This window comes from Pseudomonas sp. LSJ-87 (assembly GCF_032971465.1).
Classification (GTDB): Bacteria; Pseudomonadota; Gammaproteobacteria; order Pseudomonadales; family Pseudomonadaceae; genus Aquipseudomonas; species Aquipseudomonas putida_Z.
Genome location: NZ_JAWJYQ010000031.1, coordinates 94,234 through 116,684 on the forward strand (window position 1 = coordinate 94,234; position 22,451 = coordinate 116,684).

19 protein-coding genes, 1 tRNA gene and 2 pseudogenes are annotated in these 22,451 nt (G+C 64.9%); 9 read left to right on the forward strand and 13 right to left on the reverse strand.

Going from position 1 to position 22,451, the window contains the following annotated elements; genetic code table 11:
* Nucleotides 1-97: 97 nt before the first annotated feature.
* On the reverse strand, nt 98-535 hold the full coding sequence (locus tag RYH74_RS19260) for a hypothetical protein (protein WP_084785095.1): 438 nt from the start codon (nt 533-535) through the stop codon (nt 98-100).
* Nucleotides 536-645: 110 nt separating this feature from the next.
* Between RYH74_RS19260 and RYH74_RS19265 the strand changes: the two genes are divergently transcribed.
* Complete coding sequence (locus RYH74_RS19265) at nt 646-1,086, forward strand: universal stress protein (RefSeq protein WP_013971709.1); 441 nt, start codon at nt 646-648, stop codon at nt 1,084-1,086.
* A 125-nt stretch (nt 1,087-1,211) separates the two neighbouring features.
* Here RYH74_RS19265 and RYH74_RS19270 read toward each other — a convergent pair whose 3' ends face one another.
* Entirely contained in the window at nt 1,212-3,140 is a 1,929-nt protein-coding gene (locus RYH74_RS19270; RefSeq protein WP_025338322.1) for an ATP-binding cassette domain-containing protein, read from the reverse strand.
* Nucleotides 3,141-3,361: 221 nt separating this feature from the next.
* Between RYH74_RS19270 and RYH74_RS19275 the strand changes: the two genes are divergently transcribed.
* On the forward strand, nt 3,362-5,287 hold the full coding sequence (locus RYH74_RS19275; RefSeq protein ID WP_025338321.1) for a transglycosylase SLT domain-containing protein: 1,926 nt from the start codon (nt 3,362-3,364) through the stop codon (nt 5,285-5,287).
* 129 nt (nt 5,288-5,416) lie between these two features.
* On the opposite strand, the gene RYH74_RS19280 is transcribed toward RYH74_RS19275, so the two are convergent.
* Nucleotides 5,417-6,220: an MOSC domain-containing protein gene (locus RYH74_RS19280; RefSeq protein WP_317409931.1), complete on the reverse strand. Its 804-nt coding sequence runs from the start codon at nt 6,218-6,220 to the stop codon at nt 5,417-5,419.
* A gap of 56 nt (nt 6,221-6,276) precedes the next feature.
* Entirely contained in the window at nt 6,277-7,212 is a 936-nt protein-coding gene (locus tag RYH74_RS19285) for a chemotaxis protein CheV (RefSeq protein WP_013971705.1), read from the reverse strand.
* Nucleotides 7,213-7,562: 350 nt separating this feature from the next.
* On the opposite strand from RYH74_RS19285, the gene RYH74_RS19290 reads away from it, so the two are divergent.
* From RYH74_RS19290 to RYH74_RS19300, 3 genes are all read left to right on the forward strand, one after another.
* A complete protein-coding gene (locus tag RYH74_RS19290) occupies nt 7,563-8,072 on the forward strand; it encodes a hypothetical protein (protein WP_025338319.1) in 510 nt (169 codons plus the stop codon).
* Nucleotides 8,073-8,447: 375 nt separating this feature from the next.
* Entirely contained in the window at nt 8,448-9,344 is an 897-nt protein-coding gene (locus RYH74_RS19295; RefSeq protein WP_084785094.1) for a sensor histidine kinase, read from the forward strand.
* On the forward strand, nt 9,334-9,993 hold the full coding sequence (locus tag RYH74_RS19300) for a response regulator (protein ID WP_025338317.1): 660 nt from the start codon (nt 9,334-9,336) through the stop codon (nt 9,991-9,993). Before RYH74_RS19295 ends, RYH74_RS19300 begins: the two co-directional genes overlap by 11 nt.
* Here the strand turns inward: RYH74_RS19300 and yegS are convergent.
* On the reverse strand, nt 9,977-10,864 hold the full coding sequence (gene yegS / locus RYH74_RS19305; protein ID WP_075044211.1) for a lipid kinase YegS: 888 nt from the start codon (nt 10,862-10,864) through the stop codon (nt 9,977-9,979). The genes RYH74_RS19300 and yegS overlap by 17 nt on opposite strands.
* Before the next feature lie 269 nt (nt 10,865-11,133).
* Here yegS and RYH74_RS19310 point away from each other — a divergent pair.
* Nucleotides 11,134-12,380: pseudogene (locus tag RYH74_RS19310) on the forward strand (glycosyltransferase family 4 protein).
* Here the strand turns inward: RYH74_RS19310 and glp are convergent.
* Together glp and moaB are read right to left on the reverse strand one after the other, a co-directional pair.
* Nucleotides 12,369-13,556: a gephyrin-like molybdotransferase Glp gene (glp, locus tag RYH74_RS19315; RefSeq protein WP_317409937.1), complete on the reverse strand. Its 1,188-nt coding sequence runs from the start codon at nt 13,554-13,556 to the stop codon at nt 12,369-12,371. The pseudogene RYH74_RS19310 and the gene glp sit on opposite strands and share 12 nt — an antisense overlap.
* Nucleotides 13,557-13,578: 22 nt before the next feature.
* A complete protein-coding gene (gene moaB, locus RYH74_RS19320) occupies nt 13,579-14,118 on the reverse strand; it encodes a molybdenum cofactor biosynthesis protein B (protein WP_025338313.1) in 540 nt (179 codons plus the stop codon).
* A gap of 188 nt (nt 14,119-14,306) precedes the next feature.
* Between moaB and RYH74_RS19325 the strand changes: the two genes are divergently transcribed.
* The gene (locus RYH74_RS19325; RefSeq protein WP_025338312.1) at nt 14,307-14,528 is read left to right on the forward strand and encodes a YgdI/YgdR family lipoprotein; all 222 of its coding nucleotides are present in this window, start codon (nt 14,307-14,309) and stop codon (nt 14,526-14,528) included.
* A gap of 80 nt (nt 14,529-14,608) precedes the next feature.
* Nucleotides 14,609-14,685, forward strand: a tRNA-Pro gene (locus RYH74_RS19330).
* 200 nt (nt 14,686-14,885) lie between these two features.
* Here RYH74_RS19330 and mqo read toward each other — a convergent pair.
* From mqo to RYH74_RS19345, 4 genes and pseudogenes are all read right to left on the reverse strand, one after another.
* Nucleotides 14,886-16,460, reverse strand: coding sequence for a malate dehydrogenase (quinone) (gene mqo / locus RYH74_RS19335; protein WP_317409932.1), 1,575 nt, complete (start codon nt 16,458-16,460; stop codon nt 14,886-14,888).
* 307 nt (nt 16,461-16,767) lie between these two features.
* The gene (locus RYH74_RS26570; RefSeq protein ID WP_410903095.1) at nt 16,768-17,535 is read right to left on the reverse strand and encodes a methyl-accepting chemotaxis protein; all 768 of its coding nucleotides are present in this window, start codon (nt 17,533-17,535) and stop codon (nt 16,768-16,770) included.
* A gap of 165 nt (nt 17,536-17,700) precedes the next feature.
* Nucleotides 17,701-18,483, reverse strand: a pseudogene (locus tag RYH74_RS26575) (hypothetical protein); the annotation flags it as partial.
* 92 nt (nt 18,484-18,575) lie between these two features.
* The gene (locus RYH74_RS19345) at nt 18,576-20,336 is read right to left on the reverse strand and encodes an ABC transporter transmembrane domain-containing protein (RefSeq protein ID WP_317409934.1); all 1,761 of its coding nucleotides are present in this window, start codon (nt 20,334-20,336) and stop codon (nt 18,576-18,578) included.
* A gap of 213 nt (nt 20,337-20,549) precedes the next feature.
* On the opposite strand from RYH74_RS19345, the gene RYH74_RS19350 reads away from it, so the two are divergent.
* Nucleotides 20,550-20,723, forward strand: coding sequence for a PA1571 family protein (locus RYH74_RS19350; RefSeq protein ID WP_170978823.1), 174 nt, complete (start codon nt 20,550-20,552; stop codon nt 20,721-20,723).
* Between the two features lie 175 nt (nt 20,724-20,898).
* Here the strand turns inward: RYH74_RS19350 and pdxB are convergent, their stop codons facing one another.
* Both pdxB and tusA read right to left on the reverse strand, forming a co-directional pair.
* Nucleotides 20,899-22,041, reverse strand: a complete 1,143-nt coding sequence (gene pdxB / locus RYH74_RS19355) for a 4-phosphoerythronate dehydrogenase PdxB (RefSeq protein ID WP_317409935.1) — start codon at nt 22,039-22,041, stop codon at nt 20,899-20,901.
* Between the two features lie 60 nt (nt 22,042-22,101).
* The gene (gene tusA, locus RYH74_RS19360) at nt 22,102-22,344 is read right to left on the reverse strand and encodes a sulfurtransferase TusA (RefSeq protein ID WP_003248727.1); all 243 of its coding nucleotides are present in this window, start codon (nt 22,342-22,344) and stop codon (nt 22,102-22,104) included.
* Nucleotides 22,345-22,451 lie beyond the last annotated feature (107 nt).

The following is a 22,451-nucleotide window of genomic DNA, read 5'->3' on the forward strand; positions in this document are numbered from 1 at the left end:
CGGGCGTGCCCGCGAAGAATTCAACGCGGTGGCTGGCACCGGCTGCGCCGGTGTTCGCGGGCATGCCCGCTCCCACAATGACCGTGCCAGACAGGTATCAGGCGAGTGCTTCGAGGACGTGGGCAATATCCTGCAACACAGCCGTATCGCCCCGCTCGGTCCAGTACAGCGCGATCATCCGGGCATCGGCCTCGACCTTGTAGACACTCGCCGGCAAGCGCGCCAGGGCCTCCATGAAGCGTGGGTCCTCGCAGGGTTCACGCCACTGGTTCCACCACACCCCCGGGGTGATCTGCCAGAAGCTGAAGCTGTCCTCATGCCCGCGGCGACGTGCCCGGTGGTATTGCGGGCACGGGCTTGGCGGCTCCTTTTCCAGCCAGTGCGGCCACTGCTGCGGCGCCAGCTGCATGGCCAGCCCCATGCGCCGAGCCTCCAGACGCAGCTTCATCTGCTCGCTCTGCTTGCGCGAGGTGCGCAACCAGGAAAGCGGGCTGAGAATCAGCGCGAGGATTGACACCACCAGCAATACCGTCATATCTGTAGTTCCCATAAAGCGTTGCAAATGAGCTGGTTAGCCATTTTTCACGGAAGACCCGCCCGAAAGCGACCATACTTCTTCTATCGCGATTGTCAGGAGTTCCGCTCATGTCCTACGAACATCTTCTGGTCGCCGTCGACCTGACCGAAGAATGCGACCCGGTGATCAAACGTGCCATGGCGCTGGCTGCACCGTCGAATGCCAAGGTTTCGCTGGTACACATCGTCGAGCCGATGGCCATGGCGTTTGGCGGTGACGTGCCGATGGACCTGTCGCAGTTGCAACAGCAGCAGTTCGACCAGGCCAAGGAACGCATGGACCGCCTGTTCAACAAATACCCGGACATCCACCGCGGCGACTCGCACCTGACCTATGGCCAGCCGCGCCAGGAAATCCACCAGCTGGCCAAGGACCAGAAGTGCGACCTGATCGTGGTCGGCAGCCATGGCCGTCACGGCCTGGCGTTGCTGCTGGGGTCCACGGCCAATGACGTGCTGCATGGTGCGCCGTGCGATGTACTGGCGGTGCGGTTGCAGAAGAAGGAATGATTCAACCTGTGCCGGCCATTTCGCGGGTGAACCCGCTCCCACAGGTACTGCACCGCGTTCAACAGCGGTGCGGTCCTTGTGGGAGCGGGTTCACCCGCGAAGAGGTAGAATCAGGCTAACGCCTGTCAGCCTTCCAGCTCGGCCCAGCGCTCCACCAGCACATCCAGCTCACCCTGCAGCTTCTCGATCTTGGCCAGCACTGCCGAGGTTTCCGCAATCGGCCGCTGATAGAAGCCCGCCGCATTCACTTCTTCCTGGGCCTCGGCCATGCGCTGCTCCAGTTCGTCGATCTGCCCCGGCAGCATTTCCAGCTCACGTTGCAGCTTGTAGCTGAGCTTCTTCTTCGAACCATCGGCCACCTCTGCAACAGGCGCAGGCGCCGGCTTGGCCTCGACCTTCTCCACCACCGCGCTGTTGAGCTCGGACTTGCCGCCCTTGCTCTCGGTCACGCCCAGCAGCTTCGGCGAGCCACCCTGGCGAATCCAGTCCTCGTAACCACCGACGTATTCGCGCACCTTGCCCTCGCCTTCGAACACCAGGGTGCTGGTGACGACGTTGTCGAGGAAGGCCCGGTCGTGGCTGACCATCAGCACGGTGCCCTTGTAGTTGGACAGCACCTCCTCGAGCAGCTCGAGGGTTTCCACGTCCAGGTCGTTGGTCGGTTCGTCAAGCACCAGCAGGTTGGCCGGCTTGCTGAACAGCTTGGCCAGCAACAGCCGTGCACGCTCGCCACCCGACAGCGCCTTGACCGGCGTACGGGCACGCTGAGGGCTGAACAGGAAATCGCCCAGGTAGCTCAGCACATGGCGGTTCTGGCCGTCGATCTCAATGAAGTCGCGGCCTTCGGCGAGGTTGTCGATAACGGTCTTTTCCAGGTCGAGCTGGTGGCGCATCTGGTCGAAATAGGCCACTTCCAGCTTGGTGCCGCGCTCGACCTTGCCGGTGGTCGGCTCCAGGTCGCCGAGCATCAGCTTGAGCAGGGTGGTCTTGCCGGTACCGTTGGCGCCCAGCAGGCCGATGCGGTCCTCACGCTGCAGGACCATGGAGAAGTCCTTGACCAGCACAGGCCCGTCGGGGTGATGGAAGCTGACGTTTTCCAGCACCATCACCTGCTTGCCGGACTTTTCCGCCGCCTCGATCTGGATGTTGGCCTTGCCCTGGCGCTCGCGGCGTTCGCTGCGCTCCACACGCAGGGCCTTCAGCGCGCGCACGCGGCCTTCGTTGCGGGTGCGGCGGGCCTTGATGCCCTGGCGGATCCACACTTCTTCCTGGGCCAGGCGCTTGTCGAACAATGCGTTGGCGGTTTCCTCGGCGGCCAGCGCGGCCTCCTTGTGCACCAGGAAGCTGGCATAGTCGCCGTTCCAGTCGATCAGGCCGCCGCGGTCCAGTTCGAGGATGCGGGTGGCCAGGTTCTGCAGGAAGGAACGGTCGTGGGTGATGAACAGCACCGCGCCGTTGAAACCGCGCAGGGCCTCTTCGAGCCAGGCGATGGCACCGATGTCCAGGTGGTTGGTCGGTTCGTCGAGCAGCAGCAGGTCGGGTTCCGACACCAGCGCCTGGGCCAGCAGCACGCGGCGGCGCCAGCCACCGGACAATTCGGCCAGGGTCTTGTCGGCCGGCAGCTGCAGGCGGCTGAGGGTGCTTTCCACCACCTGCTGCAGGCGCCAGCCGTCACGGGCTTCCAGCTCGTGCTGGACGTGCATGAGCTTTTCCAGGTCTTCATCGCCCTGGATGTTCAGGCTGAGGTGGTGGAACTGCGCCAGCAACTCGCCCACGCCATCCAGGCCTGCGGCCACCACATCGAACACCGTGCGCTCGTCGGCCACCGGCAGTTCCTGCGGCAGCTCGCCGATCTTCAGGGCCGGGGCGCGCCAGATTTCGCCGTCGTCGCCCTTCTGCTCGCCCTTGACCAGGCGCAGCATGCTCGACTTGCCGGTGCCGTTGCGGCCGATGATGCACACCCGCTCGCCACGAGCGATCTGCCAGGACACTTTGTCCAGCAGCGGCATGGCGCCGAATGCGAGGGACACATCGCTGAATTTGAGCAGGGTCATGTTGGTCTCCATAAATCGGGCGCGCATTCTACCTGACTTGGCCCTCGACGGCATCCGCCTGGCCAACCGGCGAGGCCTTTGCGACATCTGGTCGAACTTAATATCCCGATACAAGCACAGTGCTTTCACCCGCCGCCGGCAAACAGCTAAGCTAAGGCAATAGCTTCCAACAGTGCTGGCTCCGCCGTCACTTCCCCATGGTTCAACTGCCCGGACGTATCATGCGCAGCCGCCTGTTACATATTGCATCCTGCCTGCTGCTCACCGCCGCCACCTGCGCGGCGCAGGCCGCCGACCTTTCCCTGCAACGCCAATACTATGACGAGGCCAAGCGCGCGCTGGCCAAAGGCGACAAAGGCCCGTACCTGCGCTATGCCCAGGCCCTCAGCGACTACCCGCTGACGCCCTACCTGGCCTATGACGAACTCACCGCCCGCCTGAAAACCGCCAGCAACCAGGAAATCGAAGGCTTCCTCGCCAAGCATGGCGACCTGCCCCAGGCCAACTGGATGAAACTGCGCTGGTTGCGCTGGCTGGCCGAACGCGGCGAATGGAACACCTTCGCCAAGTACTACGACCCCAAGCTCAACTTCACCGAACTGGACTGCCTCAACGGCCAGTACCAGCTCAGCCACGGCCTGCGCGCCGAAGGTTTTGCCACGGCCGACAAACTGTGGAACGTCGGCAAGTCGCAGCCGGCCACCTGCGACACGCTGTTCGGCATGTGGGCGGCCGAGGGCCAGCTGACCGAGGCCAAGCGCTGGCAACGCACCAAGCTGGCGGCCCAGGCGCGCAACTACGGCCTGGCCAACAACCTGGTCAAGACCCTGACCACCCTCGCCCCGCAGGGGCGCCTGCTGGTCGATGTGGCGCAGAAACCCGAGCTGCTCAACCAGCCGTCGCGCTTCACCCCGGTCAACGAAGCCATGTCCGACGTGGTCAGCCTCGGCCTGCGCCGCCTGGCCCGGCAGGACCCGGAGCGGGCCATGGCGCTGCTCGACGACTACGCCCAGCGCATGCACTTTTCCCGTGACGAGAAGGTGGCCATCGCCCGTGAGATCGGCCTGACCCTGGCGCGCCGCTACGACCCGCGTGCGCTCGACCTGATGACCCGCTACGACCCCGAACTGCGTGACAACACCGTCAGCGAATGGCGCCTGCGCCTGCTGCTGCGCCTGGGCCGTTGGGAAGACGCCTACGAACTGACCCGCCGCCTGCCCCAGGACCTGGCCAGCAGCAGCCGCTGGAAGTACTGGCAGGCGCGCAGCCTGGAGCTGGCACAGCCGAACAACCCTCAGATCCCGCTGCTGTACAAGACCGTGGCGCGTGAGCGTGACTTCTACGGCTTCCTCGCCGCCGACCGGGCACAGACCCCTTACCAGCTGAATAACAAGCCGCTGGTGCTCAGCCCACAGCTGGTCAACAAGGTACGCAACACCCCGGGCATCCGCCGTGCCCTGGAGTTCCACGCCCGCGGCCAGATCGTCGAAGGCCGCCGCGAGTGGTACCACGTCAGCCGACACTTCACCCGCGACGAAATGGTCGCCCAGGCGCGCCTGGGCTACGACCTGCGCTGGTACTTCCCGGCCATTCGCACCATCAGCCAGGCGCAGTACTGGGACGACCTGGACATTCGCTTCCCGATGGCCCACCGCGACACCCTGGTGCGCGAGGCCAAGGTCCGCGGCCTGCATTCGAGCTGGGTATTCGCCATTACCCGCCAGGAAAGCGCGTTCATGGAGGATGCCCGTTCCCCGGTGGGTGCCAGCGGCCTGATGCAGTTGATGCCGGCCACGGCCAAGGAAACCGCGCGCAAGTTCAGCATCCCGCTGGCATCCCCGGCGCAGGTGCTCAACCCGGACAAGAACATCCAGCTGGGTGCGGCCTACCTGAGCCAGGTGCACAGCCAGTTCAACGGCAACCGGGTACTCGCTTCGGCAGCCTACAACGCCGGGCCCGGGCGCGTGCGGCAGTGGCTCAAAGGCGCCAAGCACCTGAGCTTCGATGTGTGGGTGGAGTCGATCCCGTTCGACGAAACGCGCCAGTATGTGCAGAACGTGCTGTCGTATTCGGTGATCTACGGGCAGAAGCTGAACTCGCCGCAGCCGTTGGTGGATTGGCATGAGCGGTATTTCGATGACATGTGATTGCTACTGAGCCTGTGCCGGCCTCTTCGCGGGTAAACCCGCTCCCACAGATATTTCACCGGTCCTGAATGCGGTGCAGTACCTGTGGGAGCGGGCAAGCCCGCGAAGAGGCCGGAACAGGCAACACAGCTACTCCAGGATTTCGACCTTCATCCCTGCCTCCAACCACCCACTGCCATCCACCGCCAGGTTCTGCCCGAACAGCACATCCCCCTCCTTCTCACGGAAGGTCCTGAGCGTGGCCATCGGCTCGCGGTCCTCGCTGCGCTCGCCGGTAGCCGGGTCGATGGTGGTAAAGATGCAGCGCACACTGGGCTTGAGCACGCGAAACTCCAGGCTGCCGATACGAATCCGCTTCCAGCCATCTTCGGCAAACGGTTCAGCCCCCTGCACCACCAGGTTGGGCCGAAAGCGCAGCATCTCCATGGGGCGTCCGATACGCCGGTCGAGTTCGTCCAGCGAACCCTGGCCGATCAGCAACAACGGAAAACCGTCCGGGAACGCCGCCCGGTCACTGTTGAAGCCATAGCCATTGGGCAGGTAACGCGCGCGCTGCTCCGGGCAATGCACCAGGCGCACGGCCTTGCCCAGCAGTTGGCTCAGCCAGGCCGCCGCCGCATCGCCCGCATCCGGCACGCGCAGGGTATCGCGCCAGATGGTCACGCCGCGCAGGGCGTCATCGGCAGGCGGCACAGGCACCCGCAACGGTGCCTGCCCAGGTGCTTCCAGCAGCAACTGGCCGCTGTCATCATCGCTAGCCTTGATCTGGCCTAGCCGAGGCCAGGCGCGCTGGGTAAGGAAGCGTCCGTTTTCTTCCTCCACCACCATCCAGCGCCGGTCACCCTGCAACCCCAGCAATCCCACCGGTGAAGCCTGCAGGCGTTGCGCCTGCCCCGACTTCACCGGGTACCGATACAGCTCACTGAGAAACATCCCTGCCGCCTCGCGTCATGCCAAAACGCCAAGCTTATACCCGGCAGGGGCCGGGATCACGCGGTAGCGGCATCCAGCAACAGGCGTTGCTTGACCACGTCGACCAGGCGATCGGGCTGGAACTTGGACAGGAAGTTGTCGCAGCCCACCTTCTTCACCATGGATTCGTTGAAACTACCCGACAGCGAGGTGTGCAACACCACGTACAGCCGGCGCAAACGGGCATCGCCACGGATCTCGGTGGTCAACCGGTAGCCATCCATTTCCGGCATCTCTGCGTCGGTGAACACCATCAGCAGCTTCTCGCACACATCCTCACCAGCGTCAGCCCAGCCCTTGAGCATGCGCAGCGCCTTCAGGCCATCACTGGCCACGTGCAGCTTCACGCCCAGCTGGGACAGGGTGTCGCGCAATTGCGCCAGGGCCACGCTGGAGTCGTCCACCAGCAGCACTTCGCGGCCACGGGCCCGGGCCAGCACCGGGTCGGCGAGCTTGTCGCCGGAAACCCGGGCGTTGTACGGCACGATCTCGGCCAGCACCTTCTCCACGTCGATCACTTCTACCAGCTTGTCATCGACCTTGGTGATGGCGGTCAGGTAATGCTGGCGTCCGGCGCTGGATGGCGGCGGCATGATCGCTTCCCAGTTCATGTTGACGATGCGGTCGACACCGCCCACCAGGAAAGCCTGCACCGAGCGGTTGTATTCGGTGACGATGATGGTGCTGTCCGGCCCCGGTTGCAGCGGGCGCATGCCGATCGCCTGGGACAGGTCGATCACCGGCAGGGTCTGGCCGCGCAGGTTGACCACACCGCAGACGAACGCGTGGCGCTGGGGCATCAGGGTCAGCTTGGGCAGTTGCAGCACTTCCTGCACCTTGAACACGTTGATCGCGAACAGCTGGCGGCCGGCCAGGCGAAACATCAGGATTTCCAGGCGGTTCTCACCCACCAGTTGCGTGCGTTGGTCTACCGTGTCGAGAATGCCAGCCATTGGAAAGCCCCCAGGCTTGAGTCGGAAAAAGTGAAATCATCCACCCTGTATCGGCGGCTTCACGCACACCTTGACCCTTGCGGGAAAATGCCGTGAAGGCGATTGATATCACTTTACCATCATGCTTTACTGCGGGAATCACGGGTGATTAAGCGGGACAGTAAAAGTTCCCCACCTGAGGCCCTTATCAGGGAAACCCTTAGCCACAATCGGGTGCAACCTGATGTTCGCGATATCCTTTAGCCATTAATGTGACGCCATTCTCATTGCATGAATGGAGTCAGGCTTTTGCTAGCTATCGTTTTGGCGTGCCCGTCCCCTGCGCCCGCCCCACGCGCGGGGGCATCATGATGGACAGCGCCTTGTCGTTCGATAACGCCCTGCAGGGGTTCCTGCTGGATGCCCAGGTATTGCTGACCCAGGCCCAGGAATGCCTGCAGCATCTGGAGCTGATCGACAACGACCCGGATGCCTGCCACTGCCTGGACAACGCCCTCGACAACCTTGCTCGACAGGCCACACACCTGGGCCTGCGCGAAGTCGCCCATTACACCACCGCCCTGCAGCAGTTGCTGGCACCGGCCTGCCAGGTCGGTCGCCTGCAGCGCGAAGCCCTGCCCGCGGTAGGGGCCTGCCTGACCCTGTTGGCCTGGCAACTGGAACTGGTCGACCCTTGCACCGGGCGGCTCAACCTGGACATCGGCGAGCAGCTGGTACTGCTGGGTGAACTGGCCAAGGCCGTGCAGCAAACGTTTGCACAACCCTGCACCTCCTGCGACGAGCAAGGCAGCGTGTGCATCCACCCGCATACCGAGACGGCAGGCAGCACGCACTCCGGCCGCTCATCTGCCACATATTGAACTGGCTTGAAATGCAGCCGGGCACGTTTATTCAGGCCCACCCAGGTCGAACTTGGAAAGTTCTCGAAGTTTTCCAGGTTGCCGGGGGCCAAGTTGAATCAACAGCGCGCAAGTTCAATGGCAAGTGCCTGTTGTGCGATCAAGCCAAGTGGCACTTTGCTACCCTCCAGCGCCCGCCCCGCAGGCGTTTCATAGCGTTACCCGATCGCGACCAATGCACTGCGAAGTGGTAATATGCGGCCCCACAAACGCTTGCGACCTGCAGCAAGGTCGCAAGATCACGCGTTCGAAAGAAAATATAAAGTACTGCTCCAAAGCCTCTGACATGGATTGTGCAAGGCCTCCATCAGCAATACTTCAGTGGCTTCCCTACCTATGTTTCCACGCTTGAAGACTTCTTTGCGGTGCTGCTTCCGCACTACCCTGCTGCGCTGGGCGACGGTCGGGCTGTGCGTGGCCTCGCTGGTCGCCACCCTGTCGCTGTACCTGACCGACCAGGCGATCCCGGCCAGCCTGCTGCTGCTGCAGCTGGCCGCCACGCTGGGCGCTGCCGTGCACCTGGCTCTGGGCGCCAGGTCGATCAACCTGCGCCCGGCGGAACTGGCCGAGCGCATGCTCAAGGTCCAGGAAGACGAGCGCCAGCACCTGAGCCGGGAATTGCACGATGACATCGGCCAGCTGCTCACCGCCGCCAAGCTGCAACTGCAGTGGCTGCAGAAGCGTATGCCCGATGACCTGCAAGGCCACTGCGACGCCCTGCGCAGCACCCTGGATGACACCCTGGGCAACGTGCGCGATGTCTCCGCCCTTCTCAACCCGCGGCAGCTGGCCAGCCTGGGCCTGGAGGCCAGCCTGCGCGCGCACCTGGTGCGCACCCTGGGCAACAGCGGCGTGCACTGGAGCCTGGCGTGCAACCAGCGCCTGGGCGGCATCGACGAGGCCGTGGCCATGGCGGTGTTCCGCATTACCCAGGAAGCCGTGACCAACATGCTGCGCCACGCCCAGGCACGCAACCTGGTCGTCCGCCTGCAGCGCACCCCCGAGGGGTTGGCGTTGTCGATCCACGACGATGGCCGCGGCTTCGTGCCAGCCAGGCAACCGGCCGAAGCAGGCCAGCGGGGCTTGGCCGGCATGCAGGAGCGGGTAACCGCGTTGCAGGGCAGCCTGGACATCACCAGCCAGCTCGGCCTGGGCACGCGCATCGAGGCAATGTTCCCATGGCCACCGCGCACCCAGGAACGCGCCAGGAGTACTGCAACCCATGACCTGTAGACTGCTGCTGGTAGACGACCACTCGCTGATCCGCGCCGGGGTGCGCGCACTGGTCTGCGACATCCCCGGCTATGACGTGATCGGTGAAGCCGACGACGGCAGCCAGTTGCTCGAACAGGTGCGCACGCTGGCGCCGGACATCGTCTTGCTGGACATCTCCATGCGCTCGACCAGCGGCCTGGACGCCCTCACCCAACTGCGCGCCAGCGGCAACACCTGCAAGGTGCTGATCCTGTCGATGCACACCGACCCGGACCTGATCATGCGGGCCCTGGAAAGCGGCGCCCACGGCTACCTGCTCAAGGACACCAGCGCCACCGAACTGGAACAGGCCCTGGCCGCGGTGCGCAACGGCGAGCGCTACCTCAGCCCAGCCATCGCCCATACGGTCATCAACCAGGCGCTGCAGCACGCCAGGCAGGGCAAGCAACCCGCGGGCGAGCGGCATAACCTCACGGCGCGACAGCTGGAAATCCTGCGCCTGATCGTGCGTGGCAAGTCCACCCGGGAAATCGCCACCGGCCTGGGCCTGTCGATCAAGACCGTGGAAACCCACCGCTCGCAAATCATGAAACGCCTGCAGATCCATGACGTGGCCGGCCTGGTGCTGTTCGCCGTGCGCGAGAAAATCATCAGCCTGGACGACTGAGCAACGGCGACCCGTCCGGCAGATGCAGGCGCAGTGCAGCGGGCCTGGCCTGGAAGCGCAACTTGTCGGCCTGCACCGGTTCGCCATCGAGGTTGATGTCCAGGCCCTGCGAGCACTTGATCTCGACCCAGGGCAACCTGGCCCTGACTAACAACCCGTTGCCAGCCAACAACTCACGCAGCGCCCCTACCATCTCCTGTGGTGCCGGCAGGATGGCGATATCGAGCAAGCCGTCGTCCACCAGGGCCTCGGGGCACAGCACTTGCCCACCCCCGGCCTGGCGGCCATTGCCGATCCCCAGCGCCAGCAGGTCACCCTGCCAGTCGAAGCCCGGCCCTTGCAGCTCCACCGAGGCTGCCTGCAGTTCGCTGAAGCGTGACAACCCAGTGAACAGGTAGGCGGCCGCGCCCAGCACTTTCTTCAGGTCTTCGGAGGTGTTGGCCGTGACCTGGCTGCCAAAACCGCCCGTGGCCATGTTGAGGAACAACTGGTCGCCGGCCTGGCCCAGGTCTATTGGCCGTGCGGGTATGTTCAGCAATGCCAGGGCCGTGGCAGGCTCCAGAGGTATGCCGGCGGCCTTGGCAAAATCGTTGGCCGTGCCCAGCGGCAACAACGCCAGGCTGGCCTCGGTACCTGCCAGCCCCATGGCCTCGGCGACATCACGCAGCGTGCCATCCCCGCCTCCGGCGACGATATGGCCGTAGCCGGCGGCCAGCGCCTCGGTGACCAGGCGCTGCGCGTCGCCGGCCTCCCAGGTGACCCGCACATCCAGTACCCAGCCGCTGTCGCGCAGGCCATGCACGGCGCTGCGCACGTCTTCGTTCATGGCCTGCTTGCCGTGCAGGATCAGCATTGCCTTGCGCCCTTGCATGTGCGCGCCTCCGTGAAGTGATCAACCCAGATCTCGACCCTTTGCAGTCGCGGATCGTTGCATGCGCCCGAAAAAATAGCAGGCCAACGCGATCGATTGTGGGCATCAACCGACAAGCGTCGGCCGGTCTTTTCCCACACGCCTGGCAATGCACGGCTATGCTCAGCAGATACACTTTATTGCCACGGACGCGCCCCCGGCAGTGGTTCTACCACTGCTGCCCACGGGCGCGTCTTGCTATCCGCAGCCTTTAGCGAGGATTTCGGGTCATGCGCATTCTCTGGACACTGCCGTACCTGCCCTGGCCAACCACCAGCGGCAGCAAGACCCGGCAATACCACCTGATACGCGCACTGGCACAGCGGGGCCACCGGATTACCCTGCTGGTGCAATCGAAGATCCCGCTCGGCGATGCCGCCCGCGAAGCCCTGGAACCGCTGCTCGAGCGCCTGATCGTGCTGCCCCGTCGGCCCCTGCACAGCCCGCTGAACCTGCTGGCCTCACCGATCATCGCCTACCCCATGCGGGCAATCATCAATGGCTTGGCCCCTTGCCTGCGGCACCGCTTCGAGCAATTGCTGGACGAGCCGTGGGACGTGATCCAGATCGAGCACAGCTACAGTTTCCAGCCCTTCGAAAAGGCCCTGCAGGCACGCGGACTGCCGTACATGCTCAGCGAGCACACCCTGGAATCGGTGATGGGCGGCGCCAGCCACGATCGCCTGCCGCTATGGCTGCGCCCGCTCAACGCCTTCGACCGCTGGCGCTATCGACGCTGGGAACAGCGGGTATTGCGCCAACCCACCGAACTGGTGGCAGTCAGCGCCCACGATGCCGAATTGATCGCGCAGATCAGCGGGCGCCCGGTGAACGTGGTGGTGAATGGCGTGGACTGTGATTTCTACCAGCACGTGCAACCCGCGCTGCACAGCCAGCGCCTGCTGTTCGTTGGCAACTTCGAGTATGGAGCCAACCTGGAGGCCATCGAATGGGCGCTGGAAGACATCATGCCGCAGGTCTGGATGAGCAACCCGGCAGTGCGCCTGGCGATTGCCGGGCATGCCATGCCGGCCAGCTGGAAACTGCACTGGAACGACCCGCGCATCGAATGGTTCGGCTACCGCCCCGACCTGCGTGAACTGCAACGGCGTTCGGCATTGTTCTTCGCACCGCTGCGCTATGCCGGTGGCTCCAAGGTGAAAATCCTCGAAGCGATGGCCGCCGGCTTGCCGGTGATCACCACCGGCAAAGGTGTTTCAGGCCTGGCCGCGAACAATGGTGAGCACTACCTGGGCAGTGAGGATGGCGACCAGCTGGCCCTGCTGATCACCCAGTTGCTCAACCAGCCCTGGCGCATGAGCCAGTTGAGCGACGCCGGGCGCCAGTTCGCCCGCCAGCGCCACGACTGGAGCGTGGCCGCCCAGCAACTGGAGAACGTGCACATGCGCCTGGCACTGGCGGCACCGGCCGAGGCCACGCCGCTGGCCAGTGCCTGACGGGCCGCTCAGCCAAGTAGTTCGCTGAAGGGGATGAACGGCACGCTGTCACCCTGCTTCGGCGTACTGCCTTCGCGCACCTCCACCAACCCCTCGGCCCAGGCCGCACTGCGCAGCACGCCAGAGCTCTGGTTCTTGTAGATGCGCACCTGGCCCTGTTCGATGCGGGCGCGCAGGTACTCGCGGCGCGTGCCAGGCTTGGGCCAGTCAAAGCCGGCCGGCATGTCGAAGCGCAACGGCGTGACATCGGCCACGCCCTGACGCCGCAACAAGTAGGGCCGGGTCAGCAGGCCGAAGGTGACCAAGGTCGAGGCCGGGTTACCCGGCAGGCCGATTACCGGCACGCCCTGGAAGTGGCCGAAGGTCAGCGGCTTGCCCGGTTTGATCGCCAGCTTCCACAAGGCCAGCTCGCCAGCTTCGCGCAGGGCGGCGCCGAGGTAGTCGGCCTCCCCCACCGAGACACCGCCGGTGGACAGGATCAGGTCGACATCGCCCAGCTCGGCCAGGCAGCTGCGGGTGCGCGCCAGGTCATCCGGCAGAATGCCCGCATCGACCACATCGCAGCCCAGCCGCTGCAACCAGCTGACCAGCAGCCGGCGATTACTGTTGTAGATCTGCCCCGGCCCCAGCGGCAGGCCGGGTTCGACCAATTCGTCACCGGTGGACAACACCGCCACCCGCACCTTGCGCACCACGTCCAGCCGGCCATGGCCCAGGGTCGCGGCCAGGCCCAGCTCGATCGGCCCCAGCCGGGTGCCGGCGCTCATCACCTGTTCGCCCTTGCGGGTTTCCTGGCCCTGGGGACGAATGTTCTGCCCGGTCTTCAGCGCTTCGAGAAAGCGTACCCGGCCATCCTCCGCCACTTCGGTGTTTTCCTGCATCTCGACGCAGTCGGCACCTTCGGGCAGCGGTGCCCCGGTGAAGATGCGCGCGCAGGTGCCCGGTTGCAGCGGCTGCGGCGCATGGCCGGCGAAAATCCGCTGGCTGACCGGCAGTGGTTCGCCCTGCCAGTCAGCCAGGCGCAGGGCGTAACCGTCCATGGCACTGTTCGGCCAAGGTGGCAGGTCGAGCGAGGCCACCAGGTCGGTGGCCAGCACACGGCCCTCGGCCTCGGCCAGCGGCAGGTTCTCGGTGTCGCGGATCGGTGCCGCCTCGGCCAAAGCCAGCAGCTGCTCCAGGGCCTGTTCTACCGGCATCAGCGGCCGGGCCTGGCGGACCTCAGCCACGGCTGTCGCAGGCCGCTGCCTGCTTCAGGTGCGGCACGAAGTTGCACGGGCGATGGCGGGCATCCAGCTGCTCGGCGAGGATACCGTCCCAACCGGTGCGCACCGCGTTGGTCGAACCCGGCAGGCAGCACACCAGGGTACCGTTGGCCAGCCCGGCCAGGGCGCGCGACTGCACGGTGGAGGTGCCGATGTCGGCCACGGAAATCTGCCGGAACAGCTCACCAAAGCCTTCTACCTGCTTATCCAGCAGGCAGGCCACGGCCTCGGGCGTGCTGTCGCGGCCGGTAAAGCCGGTGCCGCCGGTGATCAGCACCACCTGCACGCTGTCATCGGCAATCCAGGTGGCGACCTGGGCGCGAATCTTGTACAAGTCGTCTTTCAGCAGCACGCGCTCGGCCAGGCGATGGCCAGCCGCGCTCAGCCGGTCGACGAACAGCTGGCCGGAGGTATCGGTGTCGAAAGTACGGGTGTCGCTGACCGTGAGCACGGCGATGTTCAGCGGCACGAAGGGGGTATCTGCCTTGGCTTTCATGGGGGTCCGTCACAAGAAGATGGGATGGCCGCAGTTATAACACAGCGCGCGCCCATCACAGCGTGACGCCCGTGGCCCTTGCCCTCGATCAATGCCCCGGGTTTGCCGCTATGCTGCACTGTAGACGGAACTTGCGTGGACGCCCTGCGTCTTAATGTCATCTAGCACCATCGCACTGGAGAAACACGATGATTCAACGGACCCTACCCGCCTTCCTGCTCGCCTTGGGCCTGGGCGCCCTCGCTGGCTGCGCATCGCCAACCGTCATTACCCTGAACGACGGTCGCGAAATCCAGGCCACCGACACACCGAAGTTCGATGAAGACTCCGGTTTCTACGAATTCGAGCAGCTGGACGGCAAGCGCACACGCCTGAACAAGGACCAGATCCGCACCGTCAAAGAGCTCTGATCGCAGCCTGTTTTTTGCAAAGGCCCTTTTAACAACAAGGGCTTGCGTGCAAAAAAAGTATGCAGTAGGATTTCCTTCATCGGAGTGTAGCGCAGCCAGGTAGCGCGTCTCGTTCGGGACGAGAAGGCCGCAGGTTCGAATCCTGTCTCTCCGACCAAATCCTCGTCAAAAAGCCCGCCTAGTGCGGGCTTTTTGTTGTGCCTTGAAAAGTGCCCTGCCCCAGCGCGCGCCCCCTTGTGGGAGCGGCCTTGTGTCGCGAAAGGGCTGCAAGGCAGCCCCCAGCAACTTGTGCAGCCTGGCTGAAATCCTGGGGCCGCGTTGCGACCCTTTCGCGACACAAGGCCGCTCCCACATGTGTCAGTGCGACACCTCAGCCTCCACCGGCACATACAGCAACTGCAGGCGCTCACTGCTCCATGCCCGGGTCCGGTTGGTCAGCGCCAGGTTGTTGTTCAGCTTCTGCCCATAGCTTGGCACGATTTCCTTGAGCCTGGCCTGCCAGGCTGGCGACTGGATACGGTCCTTGAAGGTCTTTTCCAGCACGGTCAGCATGATCGGCGCCGCGGTCGAGGCACCCGGCGATGCCCCCAGCAATGCAGCGATGCTGCCGTCCTGGGCCGCCACCACTTCAGTACCGAACTGCAGCACACCGCCCAGTACCGGGTCCTTCTTGATCACCTGCACCCGCTGGCCGGCCTGCAGCAGCTTCCAGTCTTCGTTCTTGGCGTTGGGGAAGTACTCGCGCAGCGCGTTCATGCGGTCATCGAAACTGAGCATCAACTGCCCCATCAGGTAGGTGCTGAGGTCGATGTTGTCGATACCGGCATTGACCATCGGCAGCACGTTGTGGCTGTTCAGCGAGGCGAACATGTCCAGCAGCGAGCCGTGCTTGAGGTACTTGGTGGAGAAGGTGGCGAACGGGCCGAACAGCAGCACCTGCTTGCCATCGATCATTCGCGTGTCCAGGTGCGGTACCGACATCGGCGGCGCGCCGACCGAGGCCTTGCCGTACAGCTTGGCCTGGTGGCGGGCGACCAGGTCGGGGTTGTCGGTCATCAGGAACTGGCCACCGACCGGGAAGCCGGCATAGCCTTCGGCTTCAGGGATGCCCGACTTCTGCAGCAGCTTCAGCGCGCCACCACCGGCACCGATGAACACGAAGCGGGCGTTGACGGCCTTTTCCTCGCCGCCGTTGGCCAGGTCGGCCACCCGCACATGCCAGGTGCCGTCGTCGTTGCGCACGATGTCGCGCACTTCATGACGCAGGTTCAGCGACACATTGGGGTTGCGGGTCATCGCCGCGAACAACTGGCGGGTGATTTCGCCAAAGTTCACGTCGGTGCCGATGGCCATGCGCGTGGCGGCGATTTTCTGCTCCGGGTCACGGCCTTCCATCACCAGCGGTGCCCACTTGCGGATCTGCTCGTGGTCTTCGGAGATTTCCATGCCGCGGAACAGCGAGCTGTGCTGCAGGGCGTCGACGCGCTTGTGCAGGAAGGCGACGTTGTCGTCACCCCAGACAAAGCTCATGTGCGGCACGTTGTTGATGAACGACTTCGGGTTGTTCAACACGCCCTGCTCGACCTGGTAGGCCCAGAACTGCTTGGACACCTCGAACTGCTCGTTGACCCCAACGGCCTTGCTGATGTCGATGCTGCCGTCCTTGCCGACGCTGGTGTAGTTCAGCTCGCAGAACGCGGAGTGACCGGTACCGGCGTTGTTCCAGGCGTTGGAGCTTTCTTCGGCCACCTGGTCCAGGCGTTCGTAGACGTCGACCTTCCAGGAAGGCTCCAGCTCGGTGAGGTAGGTGCCCAGGCTGGCACTCATGATGCCACCGCCGATCAGCAGCACGTCGACGGTCTTTTCCGGCTCCGCGGGTTTGGAGCAGCCGATGACGCCCAGGCAGAGGAACGTCAGCAGGAATTTCTTCATTGATGTTATCCAGTTGTTGTGTACACGCGCGCCGCCTTGAGCAGGGAACGTGCCAACTGGGTCTGGAGCAGTGAATACAGGGGGCGGGCGACGGGGTAGATGGCGACAATCCGCCAGAGGGGATGGAATGAAGCAGTGGAAGTGGCGGGTTTCCCCAGTAGCCAACCTGGCGCCGCACCGTTGTGGGAGCGGCCTTGTGTCGCGAAAGGGCCGCGCAGCGGCCCCAGGATATCAGCGTCCGTGCAGAGATTGCCGGGGCCGCTTTGCGGCCCTTTCGCGACACAAGGCCGCTCCCACAAGAGCCGCGTCAGGCGGTGAGGCGGGAGGTGACTTCACCCAGCTGCCCCGACAACCCATGCAGGCGCTGCCCCGCCTGTTCGGTATGCTGCACCGCCTGCTGGTTGGCCGTGGCGATGCGGGTGATTTCGATCAGGTTGCAGGAAATGTCCTCGGCCACGCTGGTCTGCTCTTCGGCCGCCGTGGCGATCTGCCGGTTCATGTCGCGGATCGCTTCCACTGCCAGGGTGATGCGCTGCAGCATCTGCCCGGCCTGCTGCACCTGCTCGGCACCCTCCTCGCTGCGCTGCTGGCCGCTTTCGATGGCCTTGACCGCCTCCACCGCCCCCGACTGCACCGCCTCGATGATCTGGTGGATCTCGGCGATCGACGCCGCCGTGCGCTGGGCCAGGCTGCGCACTTCATCGGCGACGACCGCAAAACCTCGCCCGGCCTCGCCGGCACGGGCCGCTTCGATGGCCGCGTTGAGCGCCAGCAGGTTGGTCTGCTCGGCAATGCCACGGATCACTTCGAGCACTTTGCCAATGCGCGTGCTGTCATGCTCCAAGTCGCGAATCACCGCCGCCGTGCCGGCAATTTCTCGGTTGACCGCGCCGATGATGTCGATGGTCTGCTGCATCACCTGCTCGCCCGCCTGGGCACTGTGGTCGGCGTCGTCCGCCGCGCGGGCGGCCTCGGCGGCGTGGCGCGCGACTTCCTGGGCGGTGGCGGACATCTCGTGCATGGCCGTGGCCACCTGGTCGGTGCGCTGGAACTGGTCGTGGGTACCACGGGCCATGTCGCCGGCGATGCTGCGCAGCTGGCCGCTGGCGCCTTCCAGTTCCTGGGCGTTGTCCTGCAGCCGGCCGACCGTGTCGGCGAGGAAATCGCGCAGAGTGTTGGCGGCCCGCGCCAGGCGGCCCAGTTCGTCCTCGCGGCGGCTATCTACCCGGGCGGCAAAGCGGCCCTGGCTAAGCTGCGCGACATAGTCGATCAACTGGCGGATCGGCTCGACCAGGCTGCGGTTGACCAACCACAGGCTGAGCAGCCCCACCAGCACGGCCGAAGCCAGCATCACCAGCAAGCCCAGCCATACCGTGCGCTCGGCGCCGGCACTCAGGCTGGCGGCGTGCTGACGGGCTTCGGCACGCAGTTGCTCGACCAGTTCGCTCATCTGCTCGCTGACAGCGCGGTCCACGCCCTTGACCGCCTGGTCGCCGGCCACCGGGTCGCCGCCCGCCGCCATAAATGCCTGGCGACCCTGCGCATAGGCCTGGCCCAGCTGCCGGTGGCTGTCACGCAGTTGCTGCAGCGGCGCCTTGAGCCTGGCGTCGCTGCTGTCGATCAATTGCCCGAGCAGTTGCTGCACCTGTTGCTCCCGAGCCTGGAACTGCTGCCAGTACTTGTCCATGTCAGCCGGCTGGCGCCCGCGCAACAACACGTTCTTCCACTCCTGCACCTGGATCTTGAACTGCAGGTTGGCTTCGTCGATCAACTGCGAGGCCCGCAGCGGCCCGTCGACCAGCTCGGCGTAGCCGCGCACGCTGGAGGAGAGGAACTGGAAGCACACCAGGGCGATCAGCAACATCGCCACCAGACTGCCGCCGAGCAGGGAGAGAATTTGCACTCTGAGGGATTTACGCAACATCTTGGATCTCGGAAAGCAGGAGGAAGACCGGGGGCCGCGCAAGTTGGCAATGGGGTGCAACGCAGCCCGGTTACTGGCAGGCCAAAAAAAGGCTGCCATCAAGCAATGGCAGCCAGGTCGAGCACTTACGCAACAGTTGAGCTAGATACTCTCAGGCAAATACTACAGAAATGTTACAGCGCCACTACAAGCTACCCCGTGGTGAACTGCAAGGCCGCCAGCCGAGCATACAGCGGGCTCTCTTCGATCAGCTGGCGATGCGTCCCCACCGCCACCAGCCTGCCCTTGTCGATGACCACGATACGGTCGGCATGCTGGACCGTAGCCAGGCGATGGGCGATCACCAGGGTGGTGCGCCCGGCCATCAGGCTGGGCAGCGCCTGCTGGATCAGGTGTTCGCTTTGCGCGTCGAGTGCGCTGGTGGCTTCGTCCAGCAACAGGATCGGCGCATCGACCAGCAGCGCACGGGCGATGGCCAGGCGCTGCCGCTGCCCGCCGGACAGGCCGATGCCGCCCTCGCCCAGCGGTGTCTGGTAGCCCTGCGGCAATTGCCGGATGAATGCGTCGGCATGGGCACCCCGGGCGGCTGCCTCGACCTCGGCCAGGGTCGCCTCGGGCCGGCCATAGCGGATGTTGGCCTCGACCGTGCCGCGAAACAGCGAGGGGTTTTGTGCCACCAGGGCGAACTGCTGGCGCAGGTGATCGGGGTCGAGTTCGGTGATCGCCCGGCCATCGAGCAGGATGCGCCCCTGCTGGGGGTCGTAGAAGCGCAGCAACAAATCGAACAAGGTCGACTTGCCCGCCCCCGACGGGCCCACCAGCGCCACGGTCTGCCCCGGCTCGATGGTCAGGCTCAGGCCATCGACAGCCGCCACCGAGGGCCGTGACGGGTAGGCGAACACCAACTGCTGCAGCTCGATACGCCCACTGGCCCGCTGCGGCAGCACCTGCGCCACGGCGGGCGGCAGGATTGCACTGCGCGCCGCCAACAGTTCGGCAATGCGCTCGGCGGCGCCCGCCGCCCGCTGCAACTCGCCGATCACCTCGCTGAGGGTGCCGAAGGCACTGCCGACGATCAGGCTGTAGAACACGAAGGCGGCCAGTTCGCCCGCGGAAATACGCCCGGCGATCACGTCCATGCCGCCAACCCACAACATCACCCCCACCGCTCCCAGAACCAGCACGATCACCAGGGTGATAAGCCAGGCGCGCTGGGCAATCCTCTGCCGGGCCACGGCAAACGCCGCTTCGACCGTGCCGGCGAACAGCTCGCGGTCATGCGCCTGGTGGTTGTAGGCCTGCACGGTCTTGATCTGCCCGAGGGTCTCGGCCACATAGCTGCCCACATCGGCCACCCGGTCCTGGCTCTGCCGCGACAGGCTGCGTACCCGGCGGCCGAACAGCAGGATCGGCGCCAGCACCAGCGGCAGGGCCACCACCACGATGCTAGTGAGCTTGGGGTTGGTGATGAACAGCAACACCACACCACCGATGACCATCAGCGCGTTGCGCAGGAACATCGACAGCGAAGAGCCGATTACCGATTGCAGCAAGGTGGTGTCGGCGGTCAGCCGCGACTGGATCTCGGAGCTGCGGTTGTCTTCGAAAAACCCGGGATGCAGGCCGATCAGGTGGTCGAACACGGCCCGACGGATATCGGCCACGCAGCGCTCGCCGATCCACGACACCAGGTAGAAGCGGCTGAAGGTACCCACCGCCAGTGCCACCACCAGCAGCAGGAACAGGCCGATGGTCTGGTTGAGCTGATGCGCGGAGCGGGTCATGAAGCCCTGGTCCACCAGCAGGCGGATGCCCTGGCCCATGGACAGGGTGATGGCGGCGGTGACTACCAGGGCCAGCAAGGCCAGCAGCACCTGGCGACGGTACGGACGGACAAACTGCCAACCCAGGCGCAAGGCGCGGCGTTGACGCGGGGAAACCGATTCGGGCATGGCGCTGACCACATTGGCGGGGAAACCGCAGCCTACCACTCATCCAGGCCTGTGGAACCCTTGCAGGGTTGCTATAGCCTATCGGTCTAACCAGGCTATGGAGCTTTACTGCCGTTTCTGTTCGACTGTGCCTGCCGTGACCCTGCAGGTACTGTCACAGGCCAGTCACGGCACAGGGTTAACCTGCGCTTGAACCTGATGAGGAGACAATACATGAGCTTGCAGCATGGCAGCGACAACCAGAAGCCCCGAACTACCCCTCAGCCGCAGGTGTGCGGTTCGATCATCGATGCCCAGGGGCGCGAAGTACCGATCACCGAGCAGATGATCCAGAAGGCCTGCAAGGCCCTGGAAGAAAGCCGGGTAGAGCGCGTACGCAAAGGTTGATCGGCGAATTCTTGCAACCCGGCGCTTGCGCCGGGTTTTTATTTGCCTGAATCCTGTACCGGCCCTTTCGCGGGTAAACCCGCTCCCACAGGGACAACACAAGCCTTGAGGTCAGCGGGCTACCTGTGGGAGCGGGTTTACCCGCGAAGAGGCCGGTACAGCTTTCAAATGGCTATCAGACCAACACCCCACCTAAGGCACTGACCAGCTGCGCCAACTGCGGCGACTCCCCGCGCAAGCGCACCGCCAGCCCTTCGATCTCGCGCCGTGGCGGGTACTGCTTGCGCAACTGGTCGAACGCTGCACGCTGCTGCTGCGGGTCGTCGCTGAGGCTGCGGCGGAAATCGGCATCGTCGCGGCGTGGGTCGTACACCGCGCGGCACAGGGTGGCCAAGGCCCAGGCCGGGTCGGTGCTGGAATCCAGCTCGATCTGCGCCAGCGGCGGCCGGGGCAGCAGGTCGGCCAGTTGCACCTGTTCATCCACACCGAGGAAGCGGCACAGCGCCTGGTAGATCTGCGCCGTACCACGCTGGCGGCCGTCGAGGCTGTAGCCGGCAATGTGCGGCGAAGCCAATGTGCACAGGTCGGCCAGTTGCAGGTCGACCTGCGGCTCCCCCTCCCACACATCCAGCACCGCATGCAGGTCTTCGCGGTCCAGCAGCAGTTCGCGCAGGGCGGCGTTGTCCACTACAGGGCCACGGCTGGCGTTGACCAGCCAGGCACCGGGGCGCAACTGCGCCAGCTGCACCTGGCCCAGCAGGTGCCAGGTCGGGTGCTCGCCGCCACGCTGCAACGGGGTGTGCAGGCTGATCACATCGCACTGTTGCAGGATGGTTTCGAGGCTGACGTAGTCACCGCCCTCGGCGGCCTGGCGCAGCGGGTCGCATACCATTACCTTCCAGCCCAGGCCGTGCAGCACCCGCACCAGGCGGCCACCCACCTCACCCGCGCCCACCACGCCATACACGCGCTCGGGCAGTGCCACGCCATCCAGTTCTGCCAGGGTCAGCAGGCTGCCCAGCACGTAATCGACCACGCCGCGGGCATTGCAGCCCGGTGCGCTGCTCCAGTGGATGCCGGCCTCGGCAAAGTAGTTCAGGTCGAGGTGGTCGGTGCCGATGGTGCAGGTGCCGACAAAGCGCACGCGGCTGCCTTCGAGCAACTGGCGGTCGACCTTGGTCACCGAGCGCACCAGCAGGATGTCGGCGTCCTTTACGCTGGCGGCATCGAGGCTTCGGCCCGGGTAACGACGAATTTCGCCGAAACCCTGGAAGAAGGCATCGAGCAGCGGGATGTTCTCGTCGGCAACTATCAGCATGGCGCTCTCCTGTCTGGGGAACGCAGTGTAGGCGCAACGCCGGGCGTGTTCCAGAGCGGCTCAGTCGGCTTTCTTGCGGATCCAGTACAGGAAGGTACCGGCGTCTTCCTGCTGCTGCAGCAGTTCGTGGCCGAGGAAGTTGCAGAACTTGGGGATGTCGCGGCGGGTCGAGGGGTCGGTGGCGATGACCTTGAGCAGGCCGCCAGCGGCCAGGTTGCGCACGTGCTGGTGCAGCATCATCACCGGTTCCGGGCAGTTCAGGCCGGTGGCGTCGAGGATGGCGTCGGGGGTGAAATCGGTCATGGGGGACTCCGCAAATGATCGCTATTGTCGCGCATCGCGCGACGTGGTCCAAGCACCGCCTGTGAAGACGCGCCCTGCTCCTGCTCCTGCTCCTGCTCCTGCTCCTG